The 24850-nt window shown below is 70.9% G+C and carries 23 protein-coding genes, 1 tRNA gene, 1 CRISPR repeat array and 1 riboswitch; of the genes, 14 read left to right on the top strand and 10 right to left on the bottom strand.

Going from position 1 to position 24850, the window contains the following annotated elements; genetic code table 11:
• Positions 1-59: 59 nt before the first annotated feature.
• Positions 60-2286: a CRISPR direct-repeat array (repeat unit 37 nt; unit sequence GTTGCGATCCTCGGTCACCCCGAAGGGCGACCGCCAC).
• 684 nt (positions 2287-2970) lie between these two features.
• Positions 2971-3753, bottom strand: coding sequence for a GntR family transcriptional regulator (locus ACZ6R6_RS02260; RefSeq protein WP_470089471.1), 783 nt, complete (start codon positions 3751-3753; stop codon positions 2971-2973).
• A gap of 116 nt (positions 3754-3869) precedes the next feature.
• Here ACZ6R6_RS02260 and ACZ6R6_RS02255 point away from each other — a divergent pair, with 116 nt between their 5' ends.
• The 9 genes from ACZ6R6_RS02255 to ACZ6R6_RS02215 all read left to right on the top strand — a co-directional run bounded on the left by ACZ6R6_RS02255 (position 3870) and on the right by ACZ6R6_RS02215 (position 11456).
• Positions 3870-4145 (top strand): hypothetical protein, encoded by a 276-nt coding sequence (locus ACZ6R6_RS02255; protein WP_470089469.1) that lies wholly within the window; start codon positions 3870-3872, stop codon positions 4143-4145.
• The gene (locus ACZ6R6_RS02250) at positions 4145-5101 is read left to right on the top strand and encodes a hypothetical protein (RefSeq protein ID WP_470089467.1); all 957 of its coding nucleotides are present in this window, start codon (positions 4145-4147) and stop codon (positions 5099-5101) included. The genes ACZ6R6_RS02255 and ACZ6R6_RS02250 overlap by 1 nt, the downstream gene beginning before the upstream one ends.
• Complete coding sequence (locus ACZ6R6_RS02245) at positions 5101-5433, top strand: hypothetical protein (protein ID WP_470089465.1); 333 nt, start codon at positions 5101-5103, stop codon at positions 5431-5433. The genes ACZ6R6_RS02250 and ACZ6R6_RS02245 overlap by 1 nt, the downstream gene beginning before the upstream one ends.
• Positions 5434-5440: 7 nt before the next feature.
• Positions 5441-7699, top strand: a complete 2259-nt coding sequence (locus ACZ6R6_RS02240) for a cell division protein FtsK (RefSeq protein WP_470089463.1) — start codon at positions 5441-5443, stop codon at positions 7697-7699.
• A gap of 140 nt (positions 7700-7839) precedes the next feature.
• Positions 7840-8058, top strand: coding sequence for a hypothetical protein (locus tag ACZ6R6_RS02235; protein ID WP_470089462.1), 219 nt, complete (start codon positions 7840-7842; stop codon positions 8056-8058).
• Between the two features lie 23 nt (positions 8059-8081).
• The gene (locus tag ACZ6R6_RS02230; protein WP_470089460.1) at positions 8082-8492 is read left to right on the top strand and encodes a hypothetical protein; all 411 of its coding nucleotides are present in this window, start codon (positions 8082-8084) and stop codon (positions 8490-8492) included.
• A 32-nt stretch (positions 8493-8524) separates the two neighbouring features.
• Positions 8525-9724, top strand: a complete 1200-nt coding sequence (locus ACZ6R6_RS02225) for a DUF3631 domain-containing protein (protein WP_470089458.1) — start codon at positions 8525-8527, stop codon at positions 9722-9724.
• Positions 9725-9864: 140 nt separating this feature from the next.
• Positions 9865-10050, top strand: coding sequence for a helix-turn-helix transcriptional regulator (locus ACZ6R6_RS02220; protein WP_470089457.1), 186 nt, complete (start codon positions 9865-9867; stop codon positions 10048-10050).
• The gene (locus tag ACZ6R6_RS02215) at positions 10050-11456 is read left to right on the top strand and encodes a tyrosine-type recombinase/integrase (RefSeq protein ID WP_470089455.1); all 1407 of its coding nucleotides are present in this window, start codon (positions 10050-10052) and stop codon (positions 11454-11456) included. The genes ACZ6R6_RS02220 and ACZ6R6_RS02215 overlap by 1 nt, the downstream gene beginning before the upstream one ends.
• Before the next feature lie 138 nt (positions 11457-11594).
• Here the strand turns inward: ACZ6R6_RS02215 and ACZ6R6_RS02210 are convergent.
• A tRNA-Ile gene (locus tag ACZ6R6_RS02210) sits at positions 11595-11668 on the bottom strand.
• 152 nt (positions 11669-11820) lie between these two features.
• On the opposite strand from ACZ6R6_RS02210, the gene galK reads away from it, so the two are divergent.
• The 3 genes from galK to ACZ6R6_RS02195 are packed head-to-tail and all read left to right on the top strand — an operon-like array spanning position 11821 to position 13327.
• Positions 11821-12939: a galactokinase gene (gene galK / locus ACZ6R6_RS02205; RefSeq protein WP_470089453.1), complete on the top strand. Its 1119-nt coding sequence runs from the start codon at positions 11821-11823 to the stop codon at positions 12937-12939.
• 23 nt (positions 12940-12962) lie between these two features.
• Positions 12963-13208 carry a hypothetical protein gene (locus ACZ6R6_RS02200; RefSeq protein WP_470089452.1) on the top strand — a complete coding sequence of 82 codons (246 nt, stop codon included), beginning with the start codon at positions 12963-12965 and terminating at the stop codon, positions 13206-13208.
• On the top strand, positions 13205-13327 hold the full coding sequence (locus ACZ6R6_RS02195; RefSeq protein WP_470089450.1) for a hypothetical protein: 123 nt from the start codon (positions 13205-13207) through the stop codon (positions 13325-13327). Before ACZ6R6_RS02200 ends, ACZ6R6_RS02195 begins: the two co-directional genes overlap by 4 nt.
• Before the next feature lie 87 nt (positions 13328-13414).
• Here ACZ6R6_RS02195 and ACZ6R6_RS02190 read toward each other — a convergent pair whose 3' ends face one another.
• Positions 13415-14005 (bottom strand): MarR family winged helix-turn-helix transcriptional regulator, encoded by a 591-nt coding sequence (locus ACZ6R6_RS02190; RefSeq protein ID WP_470089448.1) that lies wholly within the window; start codon positions 14003-14005, stop codon positions 13415-13417.
• 65 nt (positions 14006-14070) lie between these two features.
• On the opposite strand from ACZ6R6_RS02190, the gene ACZ6R6_RS02185 reads away from it, so the two are divergent.
• Positions 14071-15456 carry an MFS transporter gene (locus ACZ6R6_RS02185; protein WP_470089447.1) on the top strand — a complete coding sequence of 462 codons (1386 nt, stop codon included), beginning with the start codon at positions 14071-14073 and terminating at the stop codon, positions 15454-15456.
• Here the strand turns inward: ACZ6R6_RS02185 and ACZ6R6_RS02180 are convergent.
• Genes ACZ6R6_RS02180 through ACZ6R6_RS02155 form a run of 6 tightly spaced genes read right to left on the bottom strand, consistent with a single transcriptional unit; the run spans position 15402 to position 23284 of the window.
• A complete protein-coding gene (locus tag ACZ6R6_RS02180; RefSeq protein ID WP_470089446.1) occupies positions 15402-17012 on the bottom strand; it encodes a dipeptide ABC transporter ATP-binding protein in 1611 nt (536 codons plus the stop codon). The two genes, ACZ6R6_RS02185 and ACZ6R6_RS02180, sit on opposite strands and share 55 nt — an antisense overlap.
• Entirely contained in the window at positions 17009-17878 is an 870-nt protein-coding gene (locus ACZ6R6_RS02175) for an ABC transporter permease (RefSeq protein WP_470089445.1), read from the bottom strand. Before ACZ6R6_RS02175 ends, ACZ6R6_RS02180 begins: the two co-directional genes overlap by 4 nt.
• Positions 17879-17909: 31 nt before the next feature.
• Positions 17910-18881 (bottom strand): ABC transporter permease, encoded by a 972-nt coding sequence (locus ACZ6R6_RS02170; RefSeq protein WP_470089443.1) that lies wholly within the window; start codon positions 18879-18881, stop codon positions 17910-17912.
• Positions 18878-20503, bottom strand: a complete 1626-nt coding sequence (locus tag ACZ6R6_RS02165; protein WP_470089441.1) for an ABC transporter substrate-binding protein — start codon at positions 20501-20503, stop codon at positions 18878-18880. Before ACZ6R6_RS02165 ends, ACZ6R6_RS02170 begins: the two co-directional genes overlap by 4 nt.
• A gap of 35 nt (positions 20504-20538) precedes the next feature.
• Positions 20539-22293 carry an FAD/NAD(P)-binding protein gene (locus ACZ6R6_RS02160; protein ID WP_470089440.1) on the bottom strand — a complete coding sequence of 585 codons (1755 nt, stop codon included), beginning with the start codon at positions 22291-22293 and terminating at the stop codon, positions 20539-20541.
• A gap of 46 nt (positions 22294-22339) precedes the next feature.
• Entirely contained in the window at positions 22340-23284 is a 945-nt protein-coding gene (locus tag ACZ6R6_RS02155; RefSeq protein ID WP_470089438.1) for a glutathione S-transferase C-terminal domain-containing protein, read from the bottom strand.
• Between the two features lie 37 nt (positions 23285-23321).
• Positions 23322-23434: riboswitch (SAM riboswitch) on the bottom strand.
• 52 nt (positions 23435-23486) lie between these two features.
• Between ACZ6R6_RS02155 and ACZ6R6_RS02150 the strand changes: the two genes are divergently transcribed.
• Positions 23487-23987 (top strand): DUF402 domain-containing protein, encoded by a 501-nt coding sequence (locus tag ACZ6R6_RS02150; RefSeq protein ID WP_470089436.1) that lies wholly within the window; start codon positions 23487-23489, stop codon positions 23985-23987.
• A gap of 46 nt (positions 23988-24033) precedes the next feature.
• Here the strand turns inward: ACZ6R6_RS02150 and ACZ6R6_RS02145 are convergent, their stop codons facing one another.
• A complete protein-coding gene (locus ACZ6R6_RS02145) occupies positions 24034-24807 on the bottom strand; it encodes an enoyl-CoA hydratase-related protein (protein ID WP_470089434.1) in 774 nt (257 codons plus the stop codon).
• Positions 24808-24850: the final 43 nt, after the last annotated feature.

The following is a 24850-nucleotide window of genomic DNA, read 5'->3' as shown; positions in this document are numbered from 1 at the left end:
CACCCCGAAGGGCGACCGCCACCCGCGTCGAGGATGGCCTGCTGGCCGGGATCAGGGATGTTGCGATCCTCGGTCACCCCGAAGGGCGACCGCCACTTTGCTGCATGTACCGGAAGTTACCGCAAGAAGACGGTTGCGATCCTCGGTCACCCCGAAGGGCGACCGCCACGTGCGCGGCCGAGGCCGAGCCGGGGCCTGAGCAGTAGTTGCGATCCTCGGTCACCCCGAAGGGCGACCGCCACGTCCATGAACTCCCGGCCCCACGGGCTGACCATGATGTTGCGATCCTCGGTCACCCCGAAGGGCGACCGCCACGTTCCTCAACCAGTGGATCCGCGCTGAGTTGCGGGGTTGCGATCCTCGGTCACCCCGAAGGGCGACCGCCACTCATCCAGTGGTCGGTGAGTGGCGCAGCCCAGCAGGTTGCGATCCTCGGTCACCCCGAAGGGCGACCGCCACCATGAGCCTGCCCGTGGACCCGTTCCCGCTGGACCAGTTGCGATCCTCGGTCACCCCGAAGGGCGACCGCCACCCACGATCGGCGGGACCGGGCGGGTCTGCGGAGCGGTTGCGATCCTCGGTCACCCCGAAGGGCGACCGCCACGCCGACCCCGCTGAAGTTCCCCGGCCTGGGCGGGAAGTTGCGATCCTCGGTCACCCCGAAGGGCGACCGCCACGCCGCCGAAGGCGCCGACCTGGCTTCCTGCGGAGGGTTGCGATCCTCGGTCACCCCGAAGGGCGACCGCCACCCGCCGCCAACCCCCCGTTGGGGGAGTTCAGCACCAGGTTGCGATCCTCGGTCACCCCGAAGGGCGACCGCCACGTCCGGGCTGTCGTAGTCCAGCAAGACGTTAACCCGTTGCGATCCTCGGTCACCCCGAAGGGCGACCGCCACCGCAGGCGGCGGCGGATCGCCGTCGGAGACTGCAGAGTTGCGATCCTCGGTCACCCCGAAGGGCGACCGCCACCGCCGTGACCAGCCTGCCGCCGTTCGTCGAATGGACCCGTTGCGATCCTCGGTCACCCCGAAGGGCGACCGCCACCTTCGCACTCCTGCGCCGTACCTGCTGACCCCTGGGAGGGTTGCGATCCTCGGTCACCCCGAAGGGCGACCGCCACCTCGGCCCGCATGGCCGGGGTCCACGCCGCATCAGAGTTGCGATCCTCGGTCACCCCGAAGGGCGACCGCCACTCCCCAGCAGGCTGGCCACGCTGATCCGCCAGGTCGTTGCGATCCTCGGTCACCCCGAAGGGCGACCGCCACCCGCTGATGATCAGAACACGACTCTAGACAGCCCCTCAGTTGCGATCCTCGGTCACCCCGAAGGGCGACCGCCACACCCGCGCAGCACCACCACGGCCGCGACCGTGACGGGTTGCGATCCTCGGTCACCCCGAAGGGCGACCGCCACTCGGTGGTGCGTCTACCTCTGCCGGACCACTACCGGGTTGCGATCCTCGGTCACCCCGAAGGGCGACCGCCACGCGGAGCTCGCCGGGCACGACGTGCTGACCCTGGTAGTTGCGATCCTCGGTCACCCCGAAGGGCGACCGCCACCGGAATCAGTCAGGCCGGCGATCTCCTGATATGGCATGTTGCGATCCTCGGTCACCCCGAAGGGCGACCGCCACCCTTCAGAGCGGTTCGTCTCCCGGTCAAAGAAGCGGTTGCGATCCTCGGTCACCCCGAAGGGCGACCGCCACCCCTTCGCGCGGTCCAGGTCGAACACGACGAACTCGTTGCGATCCTCGGTCACCCCGAAGGGCGACCGCCACCATGGGCCGCGCGCCTGCGCAGCAGCACCGCTCCCGTTGCGATCCTCGGTCACCCCGAAGGGCGACCGCCACCGTGGACGACGTGACGGTGCGGAACGTGCCGACCGGTTGCGATCCTCGGTCACCCCGAAGGGCGACCGCCACTGCGAGCAGGTGCAGCGCACGGTGGCCATCCCCGTGTTGCGATCCTCGGTCACCCCGAAGGGCGACCGCCACGAGGCGCACCTTGTCGTACTGCGGGGGTGCAAGGCGTTGCGATCCTCGGTCACCCCGAAGGGCGACCGCCACACCGCATCGGCCGCCTGACCGTCAACGGCGCCAAGAGGTTGCGATCCTCGGTCACCCCGAAGGGCGACCGCCACCCCCGGGGGCGGCCTGTTCAACACCGGCGTGCCCGGGGTTGCGATCCTCGGTCACCCCGAAGGGCGACCGCCACCACGCCCCACTGGCGAGGGGGCAACAGCGGGTGGAGTGTTGCGATCCTCGGTCACCCCGAAGGGCGACCGCCACGGTGCTTGAACAGGCACTATGCCTCCACAACACCAGCTATCAGGGAAACTCAATCCACTTTTCAAGGAACAAATATGGCGATACCTCCTTGAGAACCTCTCGCGTGTTGCGTGAGTACTCCAGGTTCCGAACCTGAGGACCCCCACGACACACGAACGAAGCTCCCAAGGCATACATCGCGACAAACCACGATATCCATCATGGACTTTTCAGGAGACCTTAGGACCAGGACGAGTAGCTTCAGGCCCTTGCTTCTCCCCTCCCCAAACGGCTGAGCCTCATGGCATCAGACTGCGGGGTGATCACGATGGAATTTCACTCATAAAGAGCAAGGTCCTGAAGAATTACGCGCGGGCGGCGCGGCCGCGACCGGCCGAAGAGCCGCAGCGCGGCCGGCGACCACCCGACGCGCGGCGAGACGCCGCAGGCGGATCGCCCTTGATGCCTGCAGAGAAAGTCCTCATCTCGTACGGATCGGTCCCGGCGCGGGTTATACCTTCATCGGTGAGCGGCCAGGATGGCATGGTGATCAGCACTGTCAGGGCCACCCGGGGCGGCGTGCACCATGACGGCATACACAAGTGAGGCAGCGCAACAAGCATCGACGCCCTACCAGCTCGATCAGCGCTCCATGCCCAGCTCTGCGGATTCCGCGGATTCTGCGACGGCCGTCCGGCGCGTGGCCTACTCCCCCGAGACTCGCCCCATCTTGCCGCTGTAGACCAGCGCGAACCGGTCGGCCGGCACCACGATGTCGGCGGTCTCCACCGCCCGCTCACCTGAGTAGTAGGTGCGCTGAATGGTCACCATGATGGAGCCTGGCGCGTGCTGCAGCCGCTCGCACTCGTCCGCGGTGCCGAGCCGCGCCCCGACCTCCTCCACCCAGTCGTCGATCACCACACCGATGCTGAGCATCCGCTCAGCCACGCCGCGCCCGGCGAGCATGCCATCCTCAGGCAGCACTATCGGCGTGCCCCGTGTAATGGTGAGCGGTTCCCAACTGGTCGAGAGCATGACAGGCTCCCCATCGGCCGAGAAGCCGTAATCGGTGCGCACCACGTCCTCGGCATCACCCGCGGGTCCTTCCAGCCCCAGGCGGTCGCGGATCTCCGACGGGGCCTGAACGGTTCGGGACTCGTACACCCAACCGGCCTCACGCCCCTGCCGCTCCATGTCCTGCCGGAACGGAGAGCCGTACAAGCTCGCCCGATACCAGGCACGGATCAGACGTTGCGGCTCCCGAGGCAGGCGGACAAAGGTGCCGGAGCCGGAACGCGCAACAGCGAGACCTTCGGAGATGAGCACCTTCAACGCCTCGGTGGCCGTGGAGCGGGAGATGCCCAGCTCCGCTGCCAACCTCGGCACGGACGGCAGGCGATCACCCTCATGGAGCTCACCTGACGTGATCCTGGCGCGTAGCTGTTCCGCGACTCGTAAGTACAACGGCCGCTCATCGTCTCGATTCACTCGGGTAGCTTGACAGCCTTACCGGTAAGCTTCAAGCTTATCGGGACGCAGCGCTACCTACCCGAGAAGGTTGGGTGTGTGATGTAGGCGTCACCAGCCCTGAGGAGGACCGCGCAATGAACATCCGCCTCATCGGCACGCCGTACGAGGTTGCCGACGCCTCGCTGACCCTCCACGCCCTCGCCACCGTCACCAAGGTCCGCGGCCCCTACCCCAGCCGCCACGACCCCGCGCACATCCGGCTGTACCTGGAGGTCACCGGCCTTCCCCACCCTGATGCGCCAGCCGACGCCTTGGCCGTTCACCGCGGCTGCAAGCGACCCGACTGCGCAACCTGCCGGAACCGGAGCTATGAGACCCGAACGTTCCGCCATCCCTACATGGAGGACTGATGAGCACCACAAGCCCGATCCCTGAACCGCCTCCTGAAGACATCTCGCGCGGCCTGGCCGAGATCGAACGGCACCTGGCCGAGCAGATCCCCGCCCTCCCGCCGGCGGCACAGCCGGTCAATGCTGAGGGTGAGACCAAGCGCGTGCGACAGTTGCGCGCCGAGGTGGCCGAAGCGCACCTGCTGGCCGACCTCCAAGACGACGACGCGCCGCTGATGGTGGACACCGCCAAAGTCCGCAAGCGCCGTAAGGCCGCCAGTGAGGCCGCGCGGTTGCACGAGCTGGCTCAGGACCCCGCGATGCGGGCCTGGCAGGCCGCCCGAATGCGTCACCTGCTGGTGTCGGCCGGTCTGGTGTCACTGACACTCGCACTGGCCTGGTCGGCGGCCGGCGTCCAGCACTTCGCCACCGATGGCGCCGCGCCCTGGTCGCCCGCATGGGTGTTCGCCTGGCTGGTCGAGCCGTTCCTGTCCCTGGCCCTGCTGGTCGTCGTCGGTGCCCGCGCCTATCTCGGCACCCGCGGTCAGCCGCTCAATGACCGGACGCTGGTACGCGTCGAGTGGCTGTTCCTCGGGCTCACGTTGTCGATGAACGCCTGGCCGTACCTGCCCGGTGTCGCCGAGACCTTCAGCCTCTCGCGGCTGGTGTTACACGTCCTCGGACCGATCGTCGCGGTCGCCGTCGTCACCGCTCTGCCCATCATCCTGACCGCGTTCTCCCGGTTGGACCATGGCCGTCAGTACCCCCGTACTGGCCTGGAGTACAGGGCAAGCACGCGACCGGAGTACCCCCACGGCGGTCCCGGCATCGACGCCCTCACCCTGCGGGTGCGGCGGCTGATCGCCGCCGGAGAACTGCCCACCGATCCCGGAACCCACAAGATCCGTCGGGCGCTCGGGTGCGGCACCGACACCGCCCGCGCCGTACGCGACGCCCTGATCCAAGAGGCGGGGTGATGGCCCTGCACATCACCCACAGCACCATGACCGAGGACCTGTCCGGTCACTGCGCTCAGCGCAGCACAGACGGCCGATGGAGCGTGACCGGCCACCCGGGACGCACCTTCACCCGCGACCAGGCCCTCACCGCGCTGAGCATCGACGAAGCCCTCGCCTTGACTCCGCCGCCCGATCACCGGCTGTGGCTGTTCATCAACCACTGGCGGGCCGAACTCGACCTGCCGCCCCTCGACCCCACCGACCTCGACCGTTCCGTACGGGACGCGGCCCCATCCGCCAAGACAACGGCCGCGCCCCGCAACCCCGCCACCGTCAAGCAGCAGAGGTGAACCCATCATGACTGACACCCCGACCGAGACCAACGGCCACCGCCCGACCGCCCCTGTGGAACTGACTGTCCGGTCCGGCCACCCACCGGCCGGACAGGGCGGTGACGGTCCCGGCGCCGACGTGGTCTCCATCGAGACCGCTCGCGACCGCCGCCACTCCTACCCCCCCACTCCAGCCACCCCGATGCCGGACGGGTCGTTCCTGGAGGGTGAGGTCATCCGGGTGGACGCACCCGGCGAGGCGGACCGCGACTGGCGGGCCGATCTGGCGGAGAAGGCCAAGACCCGCCGTCCGATCGTGCCGCTGTGGCTACGCTCGCGGCGCGAGGCCATCGCGACGCTGAAGTGGGCGGGCGCGCACTACGCCTACGTGGCCGGCTACCAGCTCACCCGCTCCCCGCTGTACGCCGGACGGCTGGCCGCCCGTTCCCCGCGCGGTCTGGTCCGGCTGGCGGGCGGCGTGGTCCGCTGGACCTTCGACCTGGAGGGTGAGCCCGTGCGCCGGGCCGCGGTGGAGAAGGCCGACCCGGAGCACTACCTGAAGCTGTCGCGGCAGCGGGACTCCCGGGTGCGGCTGCGGGTGTGGATGTCCGGACTCGCGCTGGTCACGCTGCTGATCGCGAGCATCGTCGTGGCATCCGCGCCCACGCCCGCCCAGTGGACGGCCCTGGCGCTCGCGCTGGCCGCACTGGGCGTCCTCGGCCGTCCGGCCGACAAGCCGCTCATCGACCGCGCTGTTCTGCCGACCGTGCGGGAGAAGCTCAGCAGTGACATCGTGGTCCGGGCGCTGGGCGCGCTCGGTATCGCCGCCATCAACCAGACCATCGCCAAGAACCCGCGTGACGGCATCAAGTTCGTCGCCCCGATCACCCGCGACGGCCCCGGCTGGCGGGCGGATGTGGACCTGCCCTACGGCGTGACCGTGTCGGAGGTCATGGAGCGCCGCGACAAGCTCGCCTCCGGCCTGCGCCGCCCGCTGGGCTGCGTGTGGCCCGAGACCGTCCCCGAGGAGCACACCGGTCGCATGCTGCTGTGGGTCGGAGACCAGGACATGAACAAGGCCAAGCAGCCCACCTGGCCGCTGATGCGCTCCGGCACGGTGGACCTGTTCAAGCCCACGCCGTTCTCCACCGACCAGCGGGGGCGCTGGAGTGCGCTGACGCTGATGTTCGTCTCGGTCATCATCGGGTCCGTCCCGCGCATGGGCAAGACGTTCCTGCTGCGTCTGCTGGCCCTCATCGCCGCTCTGGACCCACGCGCCGAGCTGCACCTGTACGACCTCAAGGGCACCGGCGACCTGTCCCCCCTGGAATGCGTGGCGCACCGCTACCGCGCCGGCGACGACGATGCCGACATCGAATACGCCATCGCGGACATGCGCGGCCTACGCGAGGAGCTACGGCGCCGCGCCAAGGTGATCCGGGAGCTGCCCAAGGACATCTGCCCCGAATCCAAGGTCACGCCCGAGCTGGCCAGTAACAAGAGCCTGGGCCTGCACCCGATCGTCATCCCGGTGGACGAGTGCCAGGTCTGGTTCGAGCACCCCAAGTACGGCGAGGAGTTCGAGTCCGTCTGCACCGACCTGGTCAAGCGTGGTCCCGCCCTGGGCATGGTGCTGATCCTGGCCACCCAGCGCCCCGACGCCAAGTCACTGCCCACCGGCATCAGCGCCAACGCGGTGGTGCGGATGTGCCTGAAGGTCATGGGCCAGATGGAAAACGACATGGTGCTCGGGACGTCGTCGTACAAGAACGGGGTGCGGGCCACCATGTTCTCCTTCAACGACAAGGGCATCTGCTACTTCGCCGGTGAAGGTGAGAGCGCCCGCATCGTCCGCAGCGTCTACATCGACGCGCCCACCGCCGAAAAGCTCGCCCTGCGCGCCCGTGCGGCCCGGCAACAGAGGGGCACTCTGTCCGGGCATGCGCTGGGCGAGGCGTTCACCGCCGACACCGCGCCCACCTTCGACCTGCTGGGCGACATCGCCGCCGTGGTGCACGAGCCCAAGTGCTGGTCGGAGACCGTCGTGGCCCGGCTCGCCGAGCTCCGTCCCGAGGTCTACGGGCCGTGGATGGAGCTGGAGGCCGACGCCCGCGCCGCTCAGCTCACCACCGCCCTGAAGCCGTACGGGGTCAAGACCGGTCAGGTCTGGGGCACTCCGGAGAGCGGCGGCAAGGGTGCCAACCGGCGCGGCATCATCCGCCGGGACATCATCACCGCAATCACTTTGCGTGACGGAAGGAAGGGGTCAGGCACCGGCGCCTGACTGGCCGGAGGGCGCTAGGTCTAGCACCGCACCCCGCTAGACCTAGCACCCCCGCTAGCACCCCATCCGAGGATCGACCAGGGCCCTAGTGCACTAGCGCCCTACCTGCGGCAACCCTGAAAACGGCCCTGGAGGCCCCCATGGCGCCCGGCATCGTCCTGCTAGTCCTCTGCCTACTTGTCACCACGTTCAGTTACATCGGTTTCTGTCTCGCCTCCCCCTGGGGGCGCTGCGTCCGCTGCCGTCCGGGCGGCAGGAACCGCGCCTGCCGTGCCTGTGACGGCACCGGGATGCGTCCCCGGCTGGGCCGGCAGCTCTACACCCACCTGCGCCGCCTGCACCGCGACGGCACCCGCTGACCACCTCGAAACGGAGACCATCCATGTCCATCCCGCCCACCACCCGCCCGGCCTTCACCACCGCCACCCGCGTCCTGGCCACCTGCTGCGACTACGGCGCCCCGATCCGCTATGCCCTGGCCGCCGCACTCGTAGCCGATCTGGACAGCCAGCACCGCCGCGAGCGTCAGTCATACGAGCAGGGCTACCGCGATGGTCACCGCTCTGGCTGGGAGATCGGCTACGGCTACGCCCACCAGGAGATGGCCGGCCACTGGGAATCCCTGGCCGCTCAGATCCGCAACCTGTCGCGGACCCGCACCCACGCCGAACTCGAAGCTCTCCGATGGGACGGGCGCCGAGAGGACTTCGGCAGACCTCGCCCCGGCGACCGTCAAGGCCGTCGACTCGCCGCGGCCAACGCCGCTGCGGTCCCGCGTCGGCGGAGCGCATGACCAGCCCACTCGCTCATACGGGAGCCGATCTCATGTCCCAGCCCAGCGCCGACAACAACACCTACGGCGCGATTCTGCTCGACGCCCTGCTCGACGCTCTGACCCGCTACGTCATCCTGCCGACCTCGCAGGCCGCCGACGCGGTCACACTGTGGATCGCCGCCACTCACGCTCAACCCGCGTGGGCGCACGCGCCCCGGTTGGTGATCCGCGCCCCGGAGAAGCGCTGCGGTAAGTCCCGGCTGCTGGACGTGGTCGAGGCCACCTGCCATGAGCCGTTCATCACCGTCAACTCCAGCAGCGCCGCCGTCTACCGGTCCATCAGCGAGGACCCGCCCACCATGCTGGTGGACGAGGCCGACACCATCTTCGGCCCCAAGGCGGACGGCAACGAGGACCTGCGCGGCCTGCTGAACGCCGGACACCAGCGCAACCGCCCGGCCAAGCGCTATGACGCCAACACCGGCCGCGTGGAGTCCATCCCGACCTTCGCCATGGCCGCGCTCGCCGGGATCGGCGCGATGCCCGACACGATCGAGGATCGCGCCGTGGTGATCCGCATGCGCCGGCGCGGCCCCGGCGAGACCGTCTCTCCCTATCGGCATCGCCGCGACCGGCTGCCGCTGCGCCAGCTCGCCGCCGACCTGTCCACGTGGCTGCGCGCCGACCTGGCCACTCTGGAGCAGGCCGAACCCGCCATGCCGGTCGAGGACCGCGCCGCCGACACCTGGGAACCGCTGGTCGCCGTCGCCGATCACGCCGGGGGGCACTGGCCCGAGCGCGCCCGCGCCGCGGTGCTCGCCCTGACCGCCGAGGCCGACGAGACCGGTCGGCCCTCACCGCGGGTCCGGCTGCTGGCCGACTGCCGCACGGCCTTCGGCCCCGATCCCGCCTTGCCTACCGCGGTCCTGCTGGAGCGGCTCAAGGCCGATCCCGAAGCCCCGTGGGCCGACTACGGCCCCAACGGTCTGACCGCGATGAAGTTGGGCGCGATCCTGCGCGAATACGAGATCCGTTCGGCCAACATCCGCTTTCTCGATGGCACCCAGGCCAAGGGCTACCAGCGCGCCGACTTCCTCGACGCCTGGGCGCGTTACTGCCCACTGCCGACCATCCCGGAAACCCCTGAGCACGGCGAGATCGCGCTGTGCGAGGGGGGTAGCCGTCCCAGCCGTCCCAGCCTCGTCATCGCAGGTCAGAGCGGGACGACTGCCCTCCGTGGGACGGCTTAGCCGTCCCGGCGAAACCAGCCGTCCCGGCCTGACCAGCACAAATGAGGCTGGGACGGCTGGGACGGCTACCCCCTCAGAGCTGGTCCGACCTCCCCGGAAACCGCTGCCTCCAAGCGCCTCGTTGAGGAGAACAACTCGCCATGGCCAAGGCCGAAAAGCTCACCGTCGCCGACATCTGCGAAGACCTCGGCATTTCCCGCTCCACCTTCTACGAATGGCGCCAGAAGAATCGTGGCCCCCACTGCATGAGGCTCCCCAACGGAGACCTCCGTGTCCGCCGGGCCGAGTATGACCGTTGGCTGGCCAGCCTGGAGGACGTCGCCTGATGAAGGACATCACCTACGATGTGCGCGTCTACAAGACGGAGGTCTATCGAGGCGCGCGGGTAGCCACTCACACCGCGCGGTGGAAGACCGGCGACAAGCCTTGGAGAAGGCCGTTCCGCACCGCTGCCCAGGCCGACACCTTCCGAAGCGAACTACAGGCCGCAGCCAGGAAGGGTGAGGCGTTCAGCCTCATCACCGGCGAACCCGTCTCGTGGCGCCGAGCCGACAGGGCGGGAATGAGCTGGTACGACTTCGCCATCGCCTACGTGGACATGAAGTGGAAACGCGCCTCGGCCGGATACCGGCGCGACATCGCGCGAGCCCTCACGGCCGCGACGCCGGCCATGCTGACGGGCGTCCGCGGGAAGCCCTCCGACCAGATGATCCGGAAGACGCTTATCCGCTGGGTTTTCAACGCCCGAGACCGAGCCGACTGTCCGAGCGAATATGCTCCCGTCGTCGAATGGCTGAAGCGGAACACGGGCCCGGTTTCCGTGCTCGACGACGCCGCAGCCATGCGCAGAGTCCTCGATACCGCCACGTCCAAGCTCAATGGCAAACCGGTTGCGGCGAGCACCGCCCGCCGCAACCGGGCGATCCTGTTCAACGCCCTGGAATACGCCGTGGAGCTGAAGCTGCTGACCGGGAATCCGATCCAGGGCTTGAAATGGCAGGCCCCGAAGACCTCGCATGAGGTCAATCGCGAGTGCGTCGTGAACCCTGCTCAGGCGAGACGGCTTCTGGCCGCCGTGGGCGCGCAGCCGCGCAGCGGCCCCCGCCTGGTTGCCTTCTTCGCGATCCTCTACTTCGCCGGCCTTCGCCCCGAGGAGGCTGTAGGGCTACGGAAGGCCAACGTGGTGCTCCCCGCTCTGGAGTGGAATCGGGAAACGGAGCAGTGGGAGGGGTCGTCGGACGGGTGGGGAGAGCTGCGGTTCCGGACGGCATTACCCGATGTGGGCAAGGAATGGACCGACGACGGAGCGCAGCGGGAAGAACGTCATCTCAAGCACCGCGCGAACGGGGACAGCCGTGCGGTTCCCTGCCCTCCCGAACTGGTCAGGATCCTCCGCACGCACCTCGCCGCGTTCCCGCCTGCCAAGGATGGCTGGCTGTTCACCGGGGTCAACGGTGGGGAACTGCCGACCATCACCTACCGGCGAGCGTGGGACAGGGCGCGCGCCGCGGTGCTGACCGAAGCCGAGTACGCCTCGCCGCTCGGCAAGCGCATCTATGACCTCCGGCACGCTTGCCTGTCCACTTGGCTCAACGCCGGGGTGCCCGCGACCCAGGTCGCCCACTGGGCCGGCCACAGCGTGGACGTGCTGCTGAAGATCTACGCCAAGTGCATCGTGGGTCAGGACGAAGCGGCCAAGCGCCGCATCTCCGATGCCCTGGAAGGTCGATGATCTCGGTCAAACTTCAGCACGTATTCAGCACGATCAACCGCAGGACACCGGTGACGGCCGTTGACAGCCGGACGAAGCGAGAGCACCGAGGAACGCAAAAGCGCAGGTCAGAAGCGCTTTTCTCCTGGTCATTGAGGGTAGGGCGGGCGGGACTCGAACCCGCGACCCAGGGATTATGAGTCCCCTGCTCTAACCGGCTGAGCTACCGCCCCTCATGCATGCCGTACTGCCGCATTCAACCAAAGGTCCGGCCGGTTCGCACATCCGCCGGGCGGGCGCGTTCAAGATGTGACCTTCGGCGGCGGAACCGGCGTTCCGGGGAGTCGCTAATCTACGGAGGGACGTTGTTTAGGAGTGTTGGATCATGCGCGTTATTGAAGCTTTCCGTGAGTCGTTCGGCGTGGAGCCGCAGGGGGTGTGGCACGCTCCGGGGCGGGTCAACCTGATCGGCGAGCACACCGACTACAACGACGGGTACGTACTGCCGTTCGCGGTGCCGTGGGGGGTCACCGCGGCGGTCACGCCACGCGAGGACGGCACCATCCGGCTGCGGTCGCTCCAGGCGGGCGAGCCGGTGACCGTCGAGAACCTCGACCAGGCCGAGGGCTGGGCGCGCTACGTCGTCGGGGTGTTCTGGGTGCTCCGCGAGGCCGGGCATCCGGTCAGGGGCGCGGATCTGGTGATCGACGGGGATGTGCCGCAGGGGGCGGGACTGTCGTCGAGCGCGGCCCTGGAGGTGGTGGTCGGGACGGCGCTCAACGAGCTGTACGGCCTGGGTCTGACGAAGATGGAGATCGCCCTGGCCGCCCAGAAGGCCGAGAACGACTTCGTGGGCATGCCGTGCGGAATCATGGACCAGGCCGCCTCCGCCCTCGGGGAGGAGGGGAAGGCCCTGTTCATGGACTGCCGGAGTCTCGGCACCAGGAACATCCCGTTCGACCTGGCCCAGCACGGCCTCCAACTGCTGATCATCAACACCGGGGTCCACCACGAGCTCGCCGACGGGCAGTACGCCCGGCGCCGCCAGGACTGCGAGAACGCCGCCAAGCACCTGGGGGTGACCGCGCTGCGCGACGTCACCGACCTGGCGGGCGCCCTGAGCAGGCTCAGCGGCGACGAGCGCAAGCGCACCCAGCACGTGGTGACCGAGAACCACCGGGTCGAGGCGCTGATCGGACTGCTGCGCGCCGGAGCCGTGCGGGAGATCGGGGCCCTGCTGAACGCCTCCCACCTGTCGCTGCGCGACCAGTTCGAGGTGTCCTGCGCCGAGCTGGACGTGGCCGTGGAGTCGGCGGTCCGGGGTGGGGCCAGGGGCGCGCGGATGACCGGCGGCGGGTTCGGCGGGTCGGCGATCGCGCTGGTGGCCGACGACCGGGTGGAGGCCGTGCGGGAATCGGTGACCCGGGCCTACGCCGAACGCGGCTGGGCCGCACCGGAGATCTACCCCGCCACCCCGGCGGCCGGAGCTCGCCGGCTCCACTGAACAGATTCCGTTATCTTGGTAACATGGTAACAGTCGAGCGTGCCCAGACCGGGCTCCGGATCGAGAAGAACGTCCTGAAGGTCCTCAAGGGCCTCGCCGAATATCTGGACATGTCCCTCGGCGACCTCGTCGAGGGCATCGTCCTGCACTCCTTCGAGGGCAAGGCCCCCTTCTCCCCCGAGACCATGGCGAAGATCGATCAGCTCAAGGCCGTCTACGGGCTGACCCTGACCTCCGCCGACGCGCACCGGCTGGAGGAGGGGCGATGAGGCTCACCGGCACGCTCACCGTCGGCCTCCCGCCACGCGAGGCTTGCCCGTTCGCCGCGCGTGGCGGGCGGGACCGGGCGACGGCCGGCGACCCGCGCCGGCGGGACGTCACCCGGTAGGTCCCGACGGGACGTCACCCGGCAGGTTCCGGCGGGACGTCACCCGGCAGGTTCCGGCGGGACGTCACCGGGGACGTCATCGCGCCGTCATGCCGCGCCGCCGTCCGGCTTCCGCCCGCCCGAAGGCCATTCCGGCATCAGCGGCGGCCCGTTCTCCTCCACGCCGCGGACCAGCCGGCGCAGCAGGCCGTCGAGCAGCCCGAGCTCCGCGGGGCCGAGCGTGCCGAGCAGGGCCCGCTCCGACCGGTCCCCCTCCTCCATCCGCTCCTCCCACACCGCGCGCCCCTCTGCGGTCAGCGCGACGAGCAGGCGGCGGCGGTCGCCGGAGTCGTGCGCACGGGTGATGTAGCCGGCCTGCTCCATCCGGTCGAGCCGGTTGGTCATCGTGGCCGGATGGGTGTCCAGCCACTCGGCCAGCAGTGACGGCGCCACCCGGTAGGGCGGCCCGGCCGCGACCAGATGGTGGAGCACCTCGAACTCCCAGGGCTTGAGCCCGGAGGAGGCCAGCCAGCCCTCCTTGTTGCGCCTGAGCAGCCGCACGAGCATCTGCATGCGCGTCACGATCCCCTCGATCTGCGGATCGAGGTCGGACAGCTCGCGCGACCAGTGCGCGATGTGCCGATCGACGGAGTCCGGCCCCGGGGCGCCGAGCCGATCGGCGGAGTCCTGCGCTGACATGTCCACAGGGTAGCGGCCATCATTATACGGATGCATATATTTTGATTTCGTAGTAACTTCCCGCCATGACCCCCTTACGAGATCCGCGCTTCCGCCTGCTCTGGAGCGGCCAGGCCCTCTCCCACATCGGCGACGCCGTCACCCCCGTCGCCCTCGCCCTGGCGATCATCACCGCGACCGGCTCCGCCACCGACCTCGGCCTGGTCCTGGCCGCCCAGTCGACGGCCACGGTGGCGCTGATGCTGCCCGGCGGCGTCTGGGCCGACCGGCTCCCCCGCCAGCGCGTGATGCTGGCCGCCGACCTGGTCCGGGGGCTCACCCATGCCGTGATGGGCGTCGGGCTGATCACCGGCACGGTCGGCACCCTCCACCTGGCGGCGCTCGCCGCGCTCTCCGGCGCCGCGTCGGCGTTCTTCCTGCCCGCCACGACCGGCCTGCTGCCCGCCACCGTGGCCCCCGAGCACCTGCCCCGGGCCAACGCGCTCATGGCGATCGCCAACCGAGGCTCCACGCTGCTCGGCCCCGGGATCGCCACCGCCCTCGCGCTGACCGCCGGGCCCGGCTGGGCACTGGTCCTCGACGCCGCGACGTTCGCGGTCAGCGCCGTGCTGCTGAGCCGCCTCCGGCTCGCGCCGGTCCCGTCCGTGCCGCATGAGCGCTTCGGCAGGCAGCTCGCCGAAGGCTGGGCCGAGCTGCGCCGCCACCGGTGGTACTGGACGAACCTCGTCGGCCACTCCCTGTGGAACCTGGGCCGCTGCGTCCTGATCACGATCGGCCCGCTGATCGCCGTCACCGGCCTCGGCGGCGAGCTGGCCTGGGGGACGATCGTGCAGGGCGGCACGGTCGGCGCCCTCTGCGGGGCGCTGCTGGCGCTGCGGGCAAGGCCGCGCCGGCCCCTCCTGGCGGCCAACCTGGCCCTCGCGCTCGGCGCGCTGCCCTTCGTCACACTCGCCGCCGGGGCGCCCGCCCTCGCGGTCGCGGCGGCCTACGGGCTGATGACCGGCGGTCTGGCGTTCATGGCGCCGTTCTGGGAGACGGCCGTGCAGGAGCACATCCCGGCCGAGGCGATCTCCCGGGTGTCCGCCTATGACTGGATGCTCTCCCTGGGGCTGATGCCGCTCGGCATGGCCCTGGCCGGACCGCTGTCCTCGGCGGCGGGGACGGCCCCCACCCTGTACGGCGCGGCGGCGCTGATCGCGCTCTCCTGCCTGGGCGTCCTCGCCCTGCCCGACGTCCGCGGGCTCGGCCGGGCACCCGCCGGAGCCCAGCCGCCCGGTCAGACGCCCCCCGACGCCGACCGGCCCGGCCGGACGGCCTCCGACGCCGCCCCGGCCGACCGGCCCCAGACCGACCTCCAACCGCCCGGTGAGTCTCCGGCCGGCCTCCAGCCGTCCGGTCAGGCTCCGGCCGACACCAGCTTGGGCACCGCGCCGAGCAGCTCCCGGGTGTAGTCGTGCTTGGGGATGAAGAACACCTCGTCCACGTGCCCCTCCTCCACGACCCGGCCCGCGTGCATGACCAGCACCCGGTCGCTGATGTGGTGGACCACCCCGAGGTCGTGGGAGATGAAGATCAGCGCGGTCCCGTCGGCCGCCTGGATCTCCGCGAGCAGGTCGAGCACCTGCGCCTGGACCGACACGTCCAGCGCCGACACCGGCTCGTCGCAGACGAGCACGTCGGGCCGGGGGGCGAGGGCCCGGGCGATGGCCACCCGCTGGCGCTGCCCGCCGGACAGCCGCCGGGGGTGCCGTCCGGCGATGTCGGCCGGCAGGCCCACCCGCTCCAGCAGCTCGGCCACCCGGGCCCTGCGGTCCCCGCCGGACCCGCCGAGAGGCTCGGCCACCAGGCGGCCGACGGTGTAGCGGGGGTCGAAGGAGCCCAGCGGGTTCTGCGAGATCACCTGGATGCCGGAGCGGCGGGCGCGGCGCCTGCGCTCGGGGATCGCCGACCAGGGGTCGCCGTTCAGCCGGACCTCGCCGGAGACGGGCGCCATCAGGCCCAGGACGAGCCGGGCGACGGTCGTCTTGCCCGAGCCCGACTCCCCCACGATGCCGACGGTCTCACCGGGATGGACCTCGAAGGAGACCTCGTCCACCACCCGGCGGGAGCCGTACGCCGCCGACAGGCCCGAGACCTCCACCACCGGCGAGCTGTGATCCACGGTCCGCTCGGGCAGCGGGGTGCGCAGCGCCACACCTCCGGCCGCGACGGCGGCCAGGCGGGTGCCGCGCGAGGCGGCCGAGGGGACGGCGGCCAGCAGCAGCTCCGTGTAGTCGTGGCCGGGCTCGGACAGCACCCGGGCGGTCGGCCCCTCCTCGACGACCACGCCGTCCTTCATGACCAGCACCCGGTCGGCGATGGAGGAGACCACGGCCAGGTCATGACTGATCATGAGCAGTGCGGTGCCCGTGGCCTTGCGGGCGGCGAGCAGGCGCAGGATCTGGGCCTGCACGGTGACGTCGAGCGCGGTCGTCGGCTCGTCGGCGATGATCAGCGGTGGGTCGGCGGCGATGGCCGAGGCGATGAGGGCCCGCTGGCGTAGCCCGCCGGAGAGCTGGTGGGCGTACTGGCGGGCGCGCAGCTCCGGCTCCGGCACCCCGACGGCGTCGAGCAGCTCGATCGCCTTCGCCTTACGGCCCGCGCGCGGCACCACGTCATGGGTGGCGAGCACCTCGGCGATCTCGTCGCCGACCGTGCGGAGCGGGTCGAGCGAGACGAGCGCGTCCTGCAGCACCAGCCCGGCGAACCGGCCGCGCAGCCGCCGCCAGTCCCGCGCCCCGAACCGGAGCGCGTCCTTGCCGTTCACGGTGAACTTCCCGGCCGTCACCTTCCCGCCGGGACCGGTCAGCCCCACCAGGGTCCTGGCCGTGACGCTCTTGCCCGAGCCCGACTCCCCGACGATCGCCACGCACTCGCCCGCCGCGATCGACAGGCTCACCCCGCGCACGGCCTCCACCCCGGAGGAGGGGAAGCCGACCCTCAGGTCCTCCACCTCGATGAGGCTCATCGGTCTCTCCCTTCGAAACGGCGCTGGAGGCTGCGCCCGACCAGGGTCAGGCTGATGACGGTCAGAGTGACGGCGAGGCCGGGGAAGAGCGCCGTCCACCAGGCGACGCGCAGGTAGTTACGGGCCTCCGACAGCATCGAGCCCCATTCGGGACTCGGCGGCTGCGGCCCCATGCCGAGGAAGCTGAGACCCGAGGTGGCGATGATGGCGGTACCCATGCCGATCGTGGCGAGCACCGGGAGCGGGCCCAGGACGTTGGGCAGCACGTGACGCAGGACCAGGACCGGCCGGGGCAGGCCGAAGGTGACCGCCTGCTCGACGTAGCCGGACCGGCGGACGACGAAGGTCTGGGCCCGGATCACACGGGCGTAGTTGGGGACCTGGGCCAGACCGATCGCGAGGACGACGTTGCCGGTCCCGGGGCCGGTGACCGCGATGACCAGCAGGGCGAGCAGCAGCTCGGGGAAGGTGGCCAGCACGTCGAACAGGCGGCTGAGCAGCTCGTCGAGGTATCGGGGGGACAGCCCGGCCAGCATGCCCAGGACGGTGCCGGTCCCGGCGGCGAACAGGATCGCGGCCGCGCCGATGCCCAGCGAGTGCCCGGCGCCGTGGACGACCCGGGACAGCACGTCCCGGCCGAGGTGGTCGGTACCGAACCAGTGGCCGGCGTCCGGCCCGGCGAGGGCGTGCAGCGGGTCGGCGGTCAGCGGGTCCACCCCGCTCAGCAGGTCCGGGACCAGGGCGGCGACCGCGACGGCGGCCAGGAACAGCAGCGGGACGACCGACCGGGGACGCACGCCGTACCGGCGCCCGGCCCGGGCGGGAGCGACGGCCGTGACCGGCGGCGCCTGGGTGACCGTCGTCATCGGGCCCTCCCCGGACGGAGAACAACTTCGATCATCGGCTCCTCCTCAGGCGGGGGTCGATCGCCAGGTAGGCGAGGTCGACGACCGTGCTGACCGTCACGTAGACCAGGGCCGACAGCAGCACGATCGCCATCACCACCGGCATGTCCTTGCCGGTCACCGCCGAGACGGTGACCTGGCCGAGGCCGGGGCGGCCGAACACGGCCTCGACGACGATCGCGCCGCCGAGCAGGACGCCGGTGAACCATCCGGTGAGGGTGACGGCCGGGAGCAGGGCGTGCCGCAGGGCGTGGCGGGTGACCAAGCGCCACTCGGTGATGCCGCGCGAGCGCGCGGTCACCGCGAACGGCTCCTCCAGCGCCCGTTCGAGACCTTCGCGCAGCACCTGGCCGAGCACTCCGGCGATCTGCAGTCCCAGCGCGGCGGCCGGCAGCACGAGCGCGGCGGTGCCCCGGTCGCCGGAGACCGGGAACCAGCCGAGGCTGAAGGAGAAGACGGCCAGCAGTAGGATCCCGATCAGGAACGGCGGCACCGAGACCGCCACCAGCTCCGACAGCCCGGCCAGGCCGTTGGTCCAGGACCTGCGGCCCGCGGTGACCAGCGCGAGCACCAGGGCCAGCGCCACCCCGAAGACCGCGGCGGCGAGGGCGAGTCTCACGGTCGGCCCGATCTGCGAGGACAGGACCTCGCCGACGCCGCGCTGCAGGATGTAGGAGTGGCCGAGGTCGCCCTGGAGCAGCCGGATCAGATAGTCGCCGTACTGCTGCAGGGCCGAGCGGTCCAGCCCCCATTCGGCGATGATCTGCGCCCTCCGCTCGGGGGTGTCGAGACCGTCACCGATGAGGACGTCCACGGTGTCGCCCGGGGCGAGCAGCAGCGCGACGTAGGCCGCGGTGGCGGCGGCCCAGAGCACGGCCACGCCGGATCCGAGCCGCCGGGCCACCGGGCCCAGCCACCCGGCGGCGGCCAGCCCCCGCCGCCGGGTGAGTGTGAGGGTGCTCATGTCCCTGTCCGGATGTCATAAGCACTGTTGGGGGTGCCGGAGACCGGCTCGAAGGTGAGCCCGGTGACGGAGGCGCTGTAGGCGATCTGGTCGGCCGGCACGTAGAGCGGCAGGAGCAGGGCCTCGTCGGCGACGAGCTTCTGCACCTTGGCGTAGAGCTCCTTGCGCTCGGCGGTGTCGGAGCTGGCCGACGCCTCGGTGAGCAGCCTGTCCAGGCCGGCGTCCGCGAAGTGGGTCCGGTTGATCGCGGCGCCCTTGGGGAGGATCAGGTTGAGCGCGGCCCCGGCGTCGGTGTCGCCGCGCGAGTTCTCGAAGACGTCATACTGGTTGTCGTCGTAGGCCTTCTGCGCGGTGCCCTGGTCGACCAGCTTGACCTGGAAGTCGATGCCGGCACTCTGCTTGACCGCCGCCTGGATCGCCTGGGCGAGGATGTCGCGGCGGTCGCGGACGAACGGGGCGGAGTTGACGGCCCGCACGGTCAGCCGCCTGCCGTCCTTGACCCGGTAGCCCTCGGCGTCGCGCTTGTCCCAGCCCGCCTCGTCGAGCAGCCTGGCCGCCCGCTGCGGGTCGTCGCCGAAGGTGTTCTCCAGTGAGGCGTCGTAGAACTGCGGGCTGCCCTGGCCGATGATGCTCCAGGCCCGTTTCGCCGTGCCCTGGTAGACCGAGTTGAGGACGGCGTCGACGTCGACGGCGTCCCGGAAGGCCTCGCGCACCCGTCTGTCGTCGAAGGGCGGGTGCGACTGGTTGAAGTAGTAGGAGAACGCGCTGCCGGAGTTGAGGCTGGTCTCCAGCCTCAACCGGGGGTCGCCCTTGATCAGGGCGATCTCCGTGGCGGGCACGCCCTCGATCACCTGGACCTGGCCCGAGGTGAGCGCGCCGACCCGGACGGCGGCCTCGGGCAGGAAGCGGTAGGTCACCTCCGCCAGGTGCGCCGGCCCCTGGTGGGCCGAGCCGGCGGGCGGCCACCCGTAGTCGGGGTTGCGCTTGTAGTGGACCTCCTGGCCCGGGGTGAACCGGTCGAGGACGAACGGCCCGGTGCCGACGACGTCGACCCCGCCGGCCTTGAGGTCCTTGGCGTTCCTCAGCGACTTCGGGGAGATCTGGCCGGCGTACGGCGAGGACAGGAAGTCCAGGAACAGCCCGTCCGGCGCCTTCAGCGTGATCTTCAGGGTGTGCGGGCCGGCCACCTCGGCCCTGCCGAAGTTACGGAGCTGGACGGCGGCGACCGCCGGGTTGTAGCCCGGTGACAGGAACTGGTCGAAGTTGGCCTTCACCGACGCGGCGTCGAACCTCTCCCCGTCGTGGAAGGTGACGTCGTCGCGGAGGTGGAGGGTGTAGGTCAGGCCGTCCTTGGAGACCTCCCAGGACTTGGCCAGCCACGGCAGGAACTCGCCGTCCTTGCCCCGGGCGACCAACGAGTCGAACTGGTTGTGCACCAGCAGGCGGGCCTTGTTCTGGCCCCACTGCTGGGGGTTGAACGTGATGGGCTGCGTCTCCACCGCCCACACCAGCGATCCGCCGCCCCCGCCGCCGGCCGCGGCTGTCGGGGCCTCCGTCTCGGCCCCGCACGCCGCGAGCGCCAGCACCGCGGCCAGCGTCAGGGCGCCCCATCGGACTTTCACGTTCTTCTCCTTAAACAGCTCAGGCGACAGACAGCTCAGGCGACGTGTCTGATCCGGGTGGTGACGGCCTCGGACAGCACGATCCGGGCCAGGGCGTCGGCGTGCCGGAAGAGCGGGGCGTTGAGGCCGGGCCGGGCGAATCCGCCGGTGGCCCCACCGCCGACGACCCAGGGGCCGAAGGCGAACCTGCGGGGGTGGGGGGTGTCGGAGCGGTCGAGCAGGCGGCGGTCGGCGGGCCGTACCTTCAGCAGCCCGGAGTCCTCGTCGATCTCGCCCCGGTCGCGGAGCGCGGAGATCAGCGGGTCGGTGGCCCGGCTCACGCTGGGCGCGGGCAGCCGGGCCTCGATCAGGGTCCGGGCCGCCACCGTGCCGGGGACGGTGGGGCTGTGCGCCTGCCACCGCCGGTCGCGGTGCTCCACCTTCAGGTCCGCGCCGAGGAAGGTGACCACGCCGGCCTTGGCCAGCGCCCGCAGCTCCTCCAGCCGGGGGCCGGGCGGACCGCTGGCGATGTAGCTGAAGAAGCCGTGGAACCAGGGGTCGGAGACGCCCAGCTCGGCCAGGACGCCGTAGACGGACAGCAGCCCGAGGATCATGGCGTGGTCGGCGCTGTGCGCGGGGTCGGAGCGCCGCTCCAGGTCCGCTCCCAGGTAGCCGTGCATCCACCTGCGCAGCCCCGCCGGGTCGCCGAACCGCATCCGCTCCAGCGGCCGGTCCAGCCGGTCGAAGTCCAGCCGGTCCAGGTGCCGGGGTACGGCCCTGCGGATCAGCGCGCGCATCCCGGGACTGCGCCACTCCTCGGCCGCGTACGCCTCCTCGAACTCCGCCCAGCCCGTCCGGGCCCGCTCCGGGTGGGCGGTGATCAGCTCGTGGTAGTAGGCGTGGCCCAGCTCCTTGGCGGCCAGCGGCCACACGTCCCTGCGGAAGTTCCACGGCCCCGCGCCGAGCGCCTGCGCGGTGAGGAAGCGCGGCACCGGCGGGCGGGCGCCGCGGAAGGGGTATCCGGTCTTCGAGTGGTACGGCACGCCGCGGCGCGAGCCCACCTGGAGCAGCGGCTCCCGCCCGCTGGGCAGGTAGACGAGCTCCCCGTCGTACTCGCGGACGAACCGGCCGCCCCGGCCCGAGGTGAGCAGCACCATCAGGTCGATGAAGGCCAGTCCCATGCCCCGGACGATCACCGGCTCGCCCCCGGGCACCCGGTCCAGGTCGAGGTCGGCGGCGTAGCCGGTGGGCAGGTAGTGCAGCCCGCCGCCCGCGGCCGTCTCCGCCAGTGCCTGCTCCTGTCTGGTCGGGATCACGTCGCCGTGCCCCTGTGCCAGGATCACCGCGTCCACCTCGATCGTCCGGCCGCCCTCCAGCGTCACGACCTGGCCGCCGGGGACGTCGGTGAGGTCCAGCGCGCGGGCCGCGTGGACGTGCACCCGGACGCCGCGTGGAGCGGTGTCGACCGCCTGCCGGAAGACGTGGGACAGGTAGGCGTTCTGGACCGGCCGGGAGGCGAACCTGCCGGGGTCGCCGCCGAGCCACTGGGCCAGCGAGGGACCGGGGCGGATCGGGCCCTGGCACTGGACCGACGCGTCGGTGAACAGCGTCACGTCGGCGGCGGTGGAGTTCATCCAGAGCAGCTCGGGCTGCTCCCTGCGCCAGACCCGTCCGCCGCCCGGGGGGTAGGGGTCGATCACGTGGACGTCCAGCGACGGCCAGTCGAGCAGCTCGGCCGCGTTGGCGCAGATCCGCTCCACCAGGCAGGTCCCGGTCGGCCCGGCGCCGACGACGGCGACGGCGGCGCTCATGCGATCTCCTCGTCCGGCGGCACGGGGGGCGCGGCGCTCACGGGGCTCATACGGCGGCTCTGCGGTGCGGCTCGTCCCAGTCGGCGTGGAGCGGCTCGACCGGGATCCGCCAGGGGTCGGTCTCGGCGGCGGCCGGGGAGGTGATCGCGGAGAAGTCGGTGTTGTCACGGAAGGCGGGGTGCCGGTAGAGGTCCCGGGCGTAGGCCCACAGGTTCGGGAAGGCGGTCAGCGGGCGCTCGCTGATCCTGGCGGAGGGGTTGTCGGCGAGGTCGAAGCGGAGCAGCGTCGGCCAGAGCCGCACGTCCGCCTCGGTGATCCCGGAGCCGAACAGGAACCTGCGGTCGGCGAGCCGGGCGTCGAGCTCCTCCAGGAAGGAGATCACGGCCTGCCGGGCCCGGCCGTACTCCGTCTCGGTGGCGGCCGAGGCGACGCGGCCCGCCGCGGTGTTGACGTACTCGTAGATCCTGGCATTGAGCGCGTCGATGTCCGGCCGGAGCTCTTCGGGGTAGAGGTCGATCTCCGGGTCGCCGCCGAACCGGGTGCCCAGGTCGATCGTGATGTCGGGGAAGTCGTTGCTGACGATCCGCCCGCCCGCCCTGTCCCACAGCACCGGCACCGAGACGTGGCCGTCGAAGCCCGGCTCGGTCGCCTCGTACGCCTCGCGGAGCGTGGTGAAGCCGTTGACCGGGTCGGCCCCGCGCCGCTCGCGGAAGGCCCAGCCGCGCCCGTCACGCTCGTCGTCCACGTAGGACAGCGAGATCACGTCCTGCAGTCCCTTGAGCGAGCGCACGATCGCCGCGCGCTGCGCGTAGGGACAGACCGCCGCGACGTAGAGGTGGTAGCGGCCCGGTTCGGCGGGGAACTCGCCGGCGCCGTCGGCGGTGATCCGCCCCTGGAAGGGGTAGCGGGGGCCGGGCCGGTCGCCCGGCCGGTAGCGGCCGTAGGCGTCGAGGTCGACGGGGCCGGCGTAGTTGAGTGTGATCTCGGACATGTACTGCTCCCAGGCATGCCTCGGTGACCCGTTGAGGGGTCCGCGCTTGCGGCACGCCGACCGTGCCGCCAGGTCTCCCCCGGGGGCACCCCGCCGCGGTGCGAGGGTTGCCGGTCAGTGAGCCGGGGCTCTGCACTGACACTCTTAACCTAGTTAGAAGGTAGGAAATACATAGATCTCTGTCAACCCTTATTGTCGGGGGATGACACGCGAGATCGTGAATGTGGTCTACCGCAAATACGACGGCTCACTGCACTGGCACCACCCCGCGCTGCTCCTCGGCGAGGACGAGCACGGCGTCTGGACCGGCTGCGTCGCCGGCTCCAGCGGCAGCAGGGGCGATGAGCCGCCGGTGACCTGGGCCGACGCGTTCGTGATGCTCTTCCCCCGCGACGCCTGGTGGACGGCCACCTTCAACGCCGAGCCGAACAGGGTCGAGATCTACTGCGACATCTCGACCGTCCCCGAGTGGCGCGACGGCGAGGTGACCATGGTCGACCTCGACCTCGACGTCATGCGCATGCGCGACGGCCGGATCATCCTGGACGACGAGGACGAGTTCGAGGAGCACCAGGTCCGCTACGCCTATCCCCCCGAGGTCATCGAGAACGCCCGCGCCACGGCCGCCCGGCTGATGGAGGCCGTCACCACCGGCGCCGCCCCCTTCAGGACCGCCCCCCACTGGCTGTCCCACGTGACCTGACCGCCCCGCGCCACCGCCGTGGGGCGGGGCCCGGCGGCGGGCGGGCTCACCGGGGCGGGAACCTGGGGGCGCGGCGCTCGACGAAGCTGGCCACGCCCTCGGCGAAGTCGGGGCGGCCGAACGACTCGGTCATCAGGCGCACGGCGGCCGACTCCGACGCCTCCAGGGTCCGCTCCCAGTCACCCCAGACCTGGCGCTTGATCACGGCCATCGACGCCGGCGAGCTGTGCGTCGCCAGCTCGCGGGCGTAGGCCAGGGTCTCCTCCAGCAGATTCTCCCCGGGCACCGACCGGGCGGCCAGGCCCAGCCGGTAGGCCTCGGCCCCGGTGAACGTGCGGCCGGACAGCAGCAGGTCCATGGCCCGGGCCTGGCCGATGAGCCTGGGCAGGATCCACGACAGGCCGTACTCGGCGATCAGGCCGCGGCGGGCGAAGGCGGTCGTCCACTTGGCCTCGGCGGCGGTGAAGACCAGGTCGCAGACCAGGGCGTGGACCATGCCGAGGCCGGCGCAGGCGCCGTTGACGGCCGCGATGACCGGCTTGCCGATGGTGGCCGGGAAGGTGGTGGGCCGCTTGTCCGGCTCCCCTTCGTAGGAGCCGTCCTGGATGGCGTTGAGGGTCTGGAAGTCCGCGCCGGCACAGAAGCCCCGCCCCGCCCCGGTCACGACGATCACCCGGACCTCCGGGTTCTCCTCCGCCTCGGCGAGCTGGTCGAAGTATCGCCGCCCCATCGTGTCGGTCCAGGCGTTGAGCCGTTCGGGCCGGTTGAACGTCAGCGTCAGCACGCCCTGCTCGACCGACGACAGCACCAGGTCCATCATTGCGCGCCCTCCTTGCCCGGTCTCCATACCGAACCATGTTCTA

It is taken from the genome of Streptosporangium sp. NPDC048886 (assembly GCF_055586905.1).
Note: the sequence above shows the minus strand (reverse complement) of the source record. Positions and strands in the feature narration are given on the sequence as shown.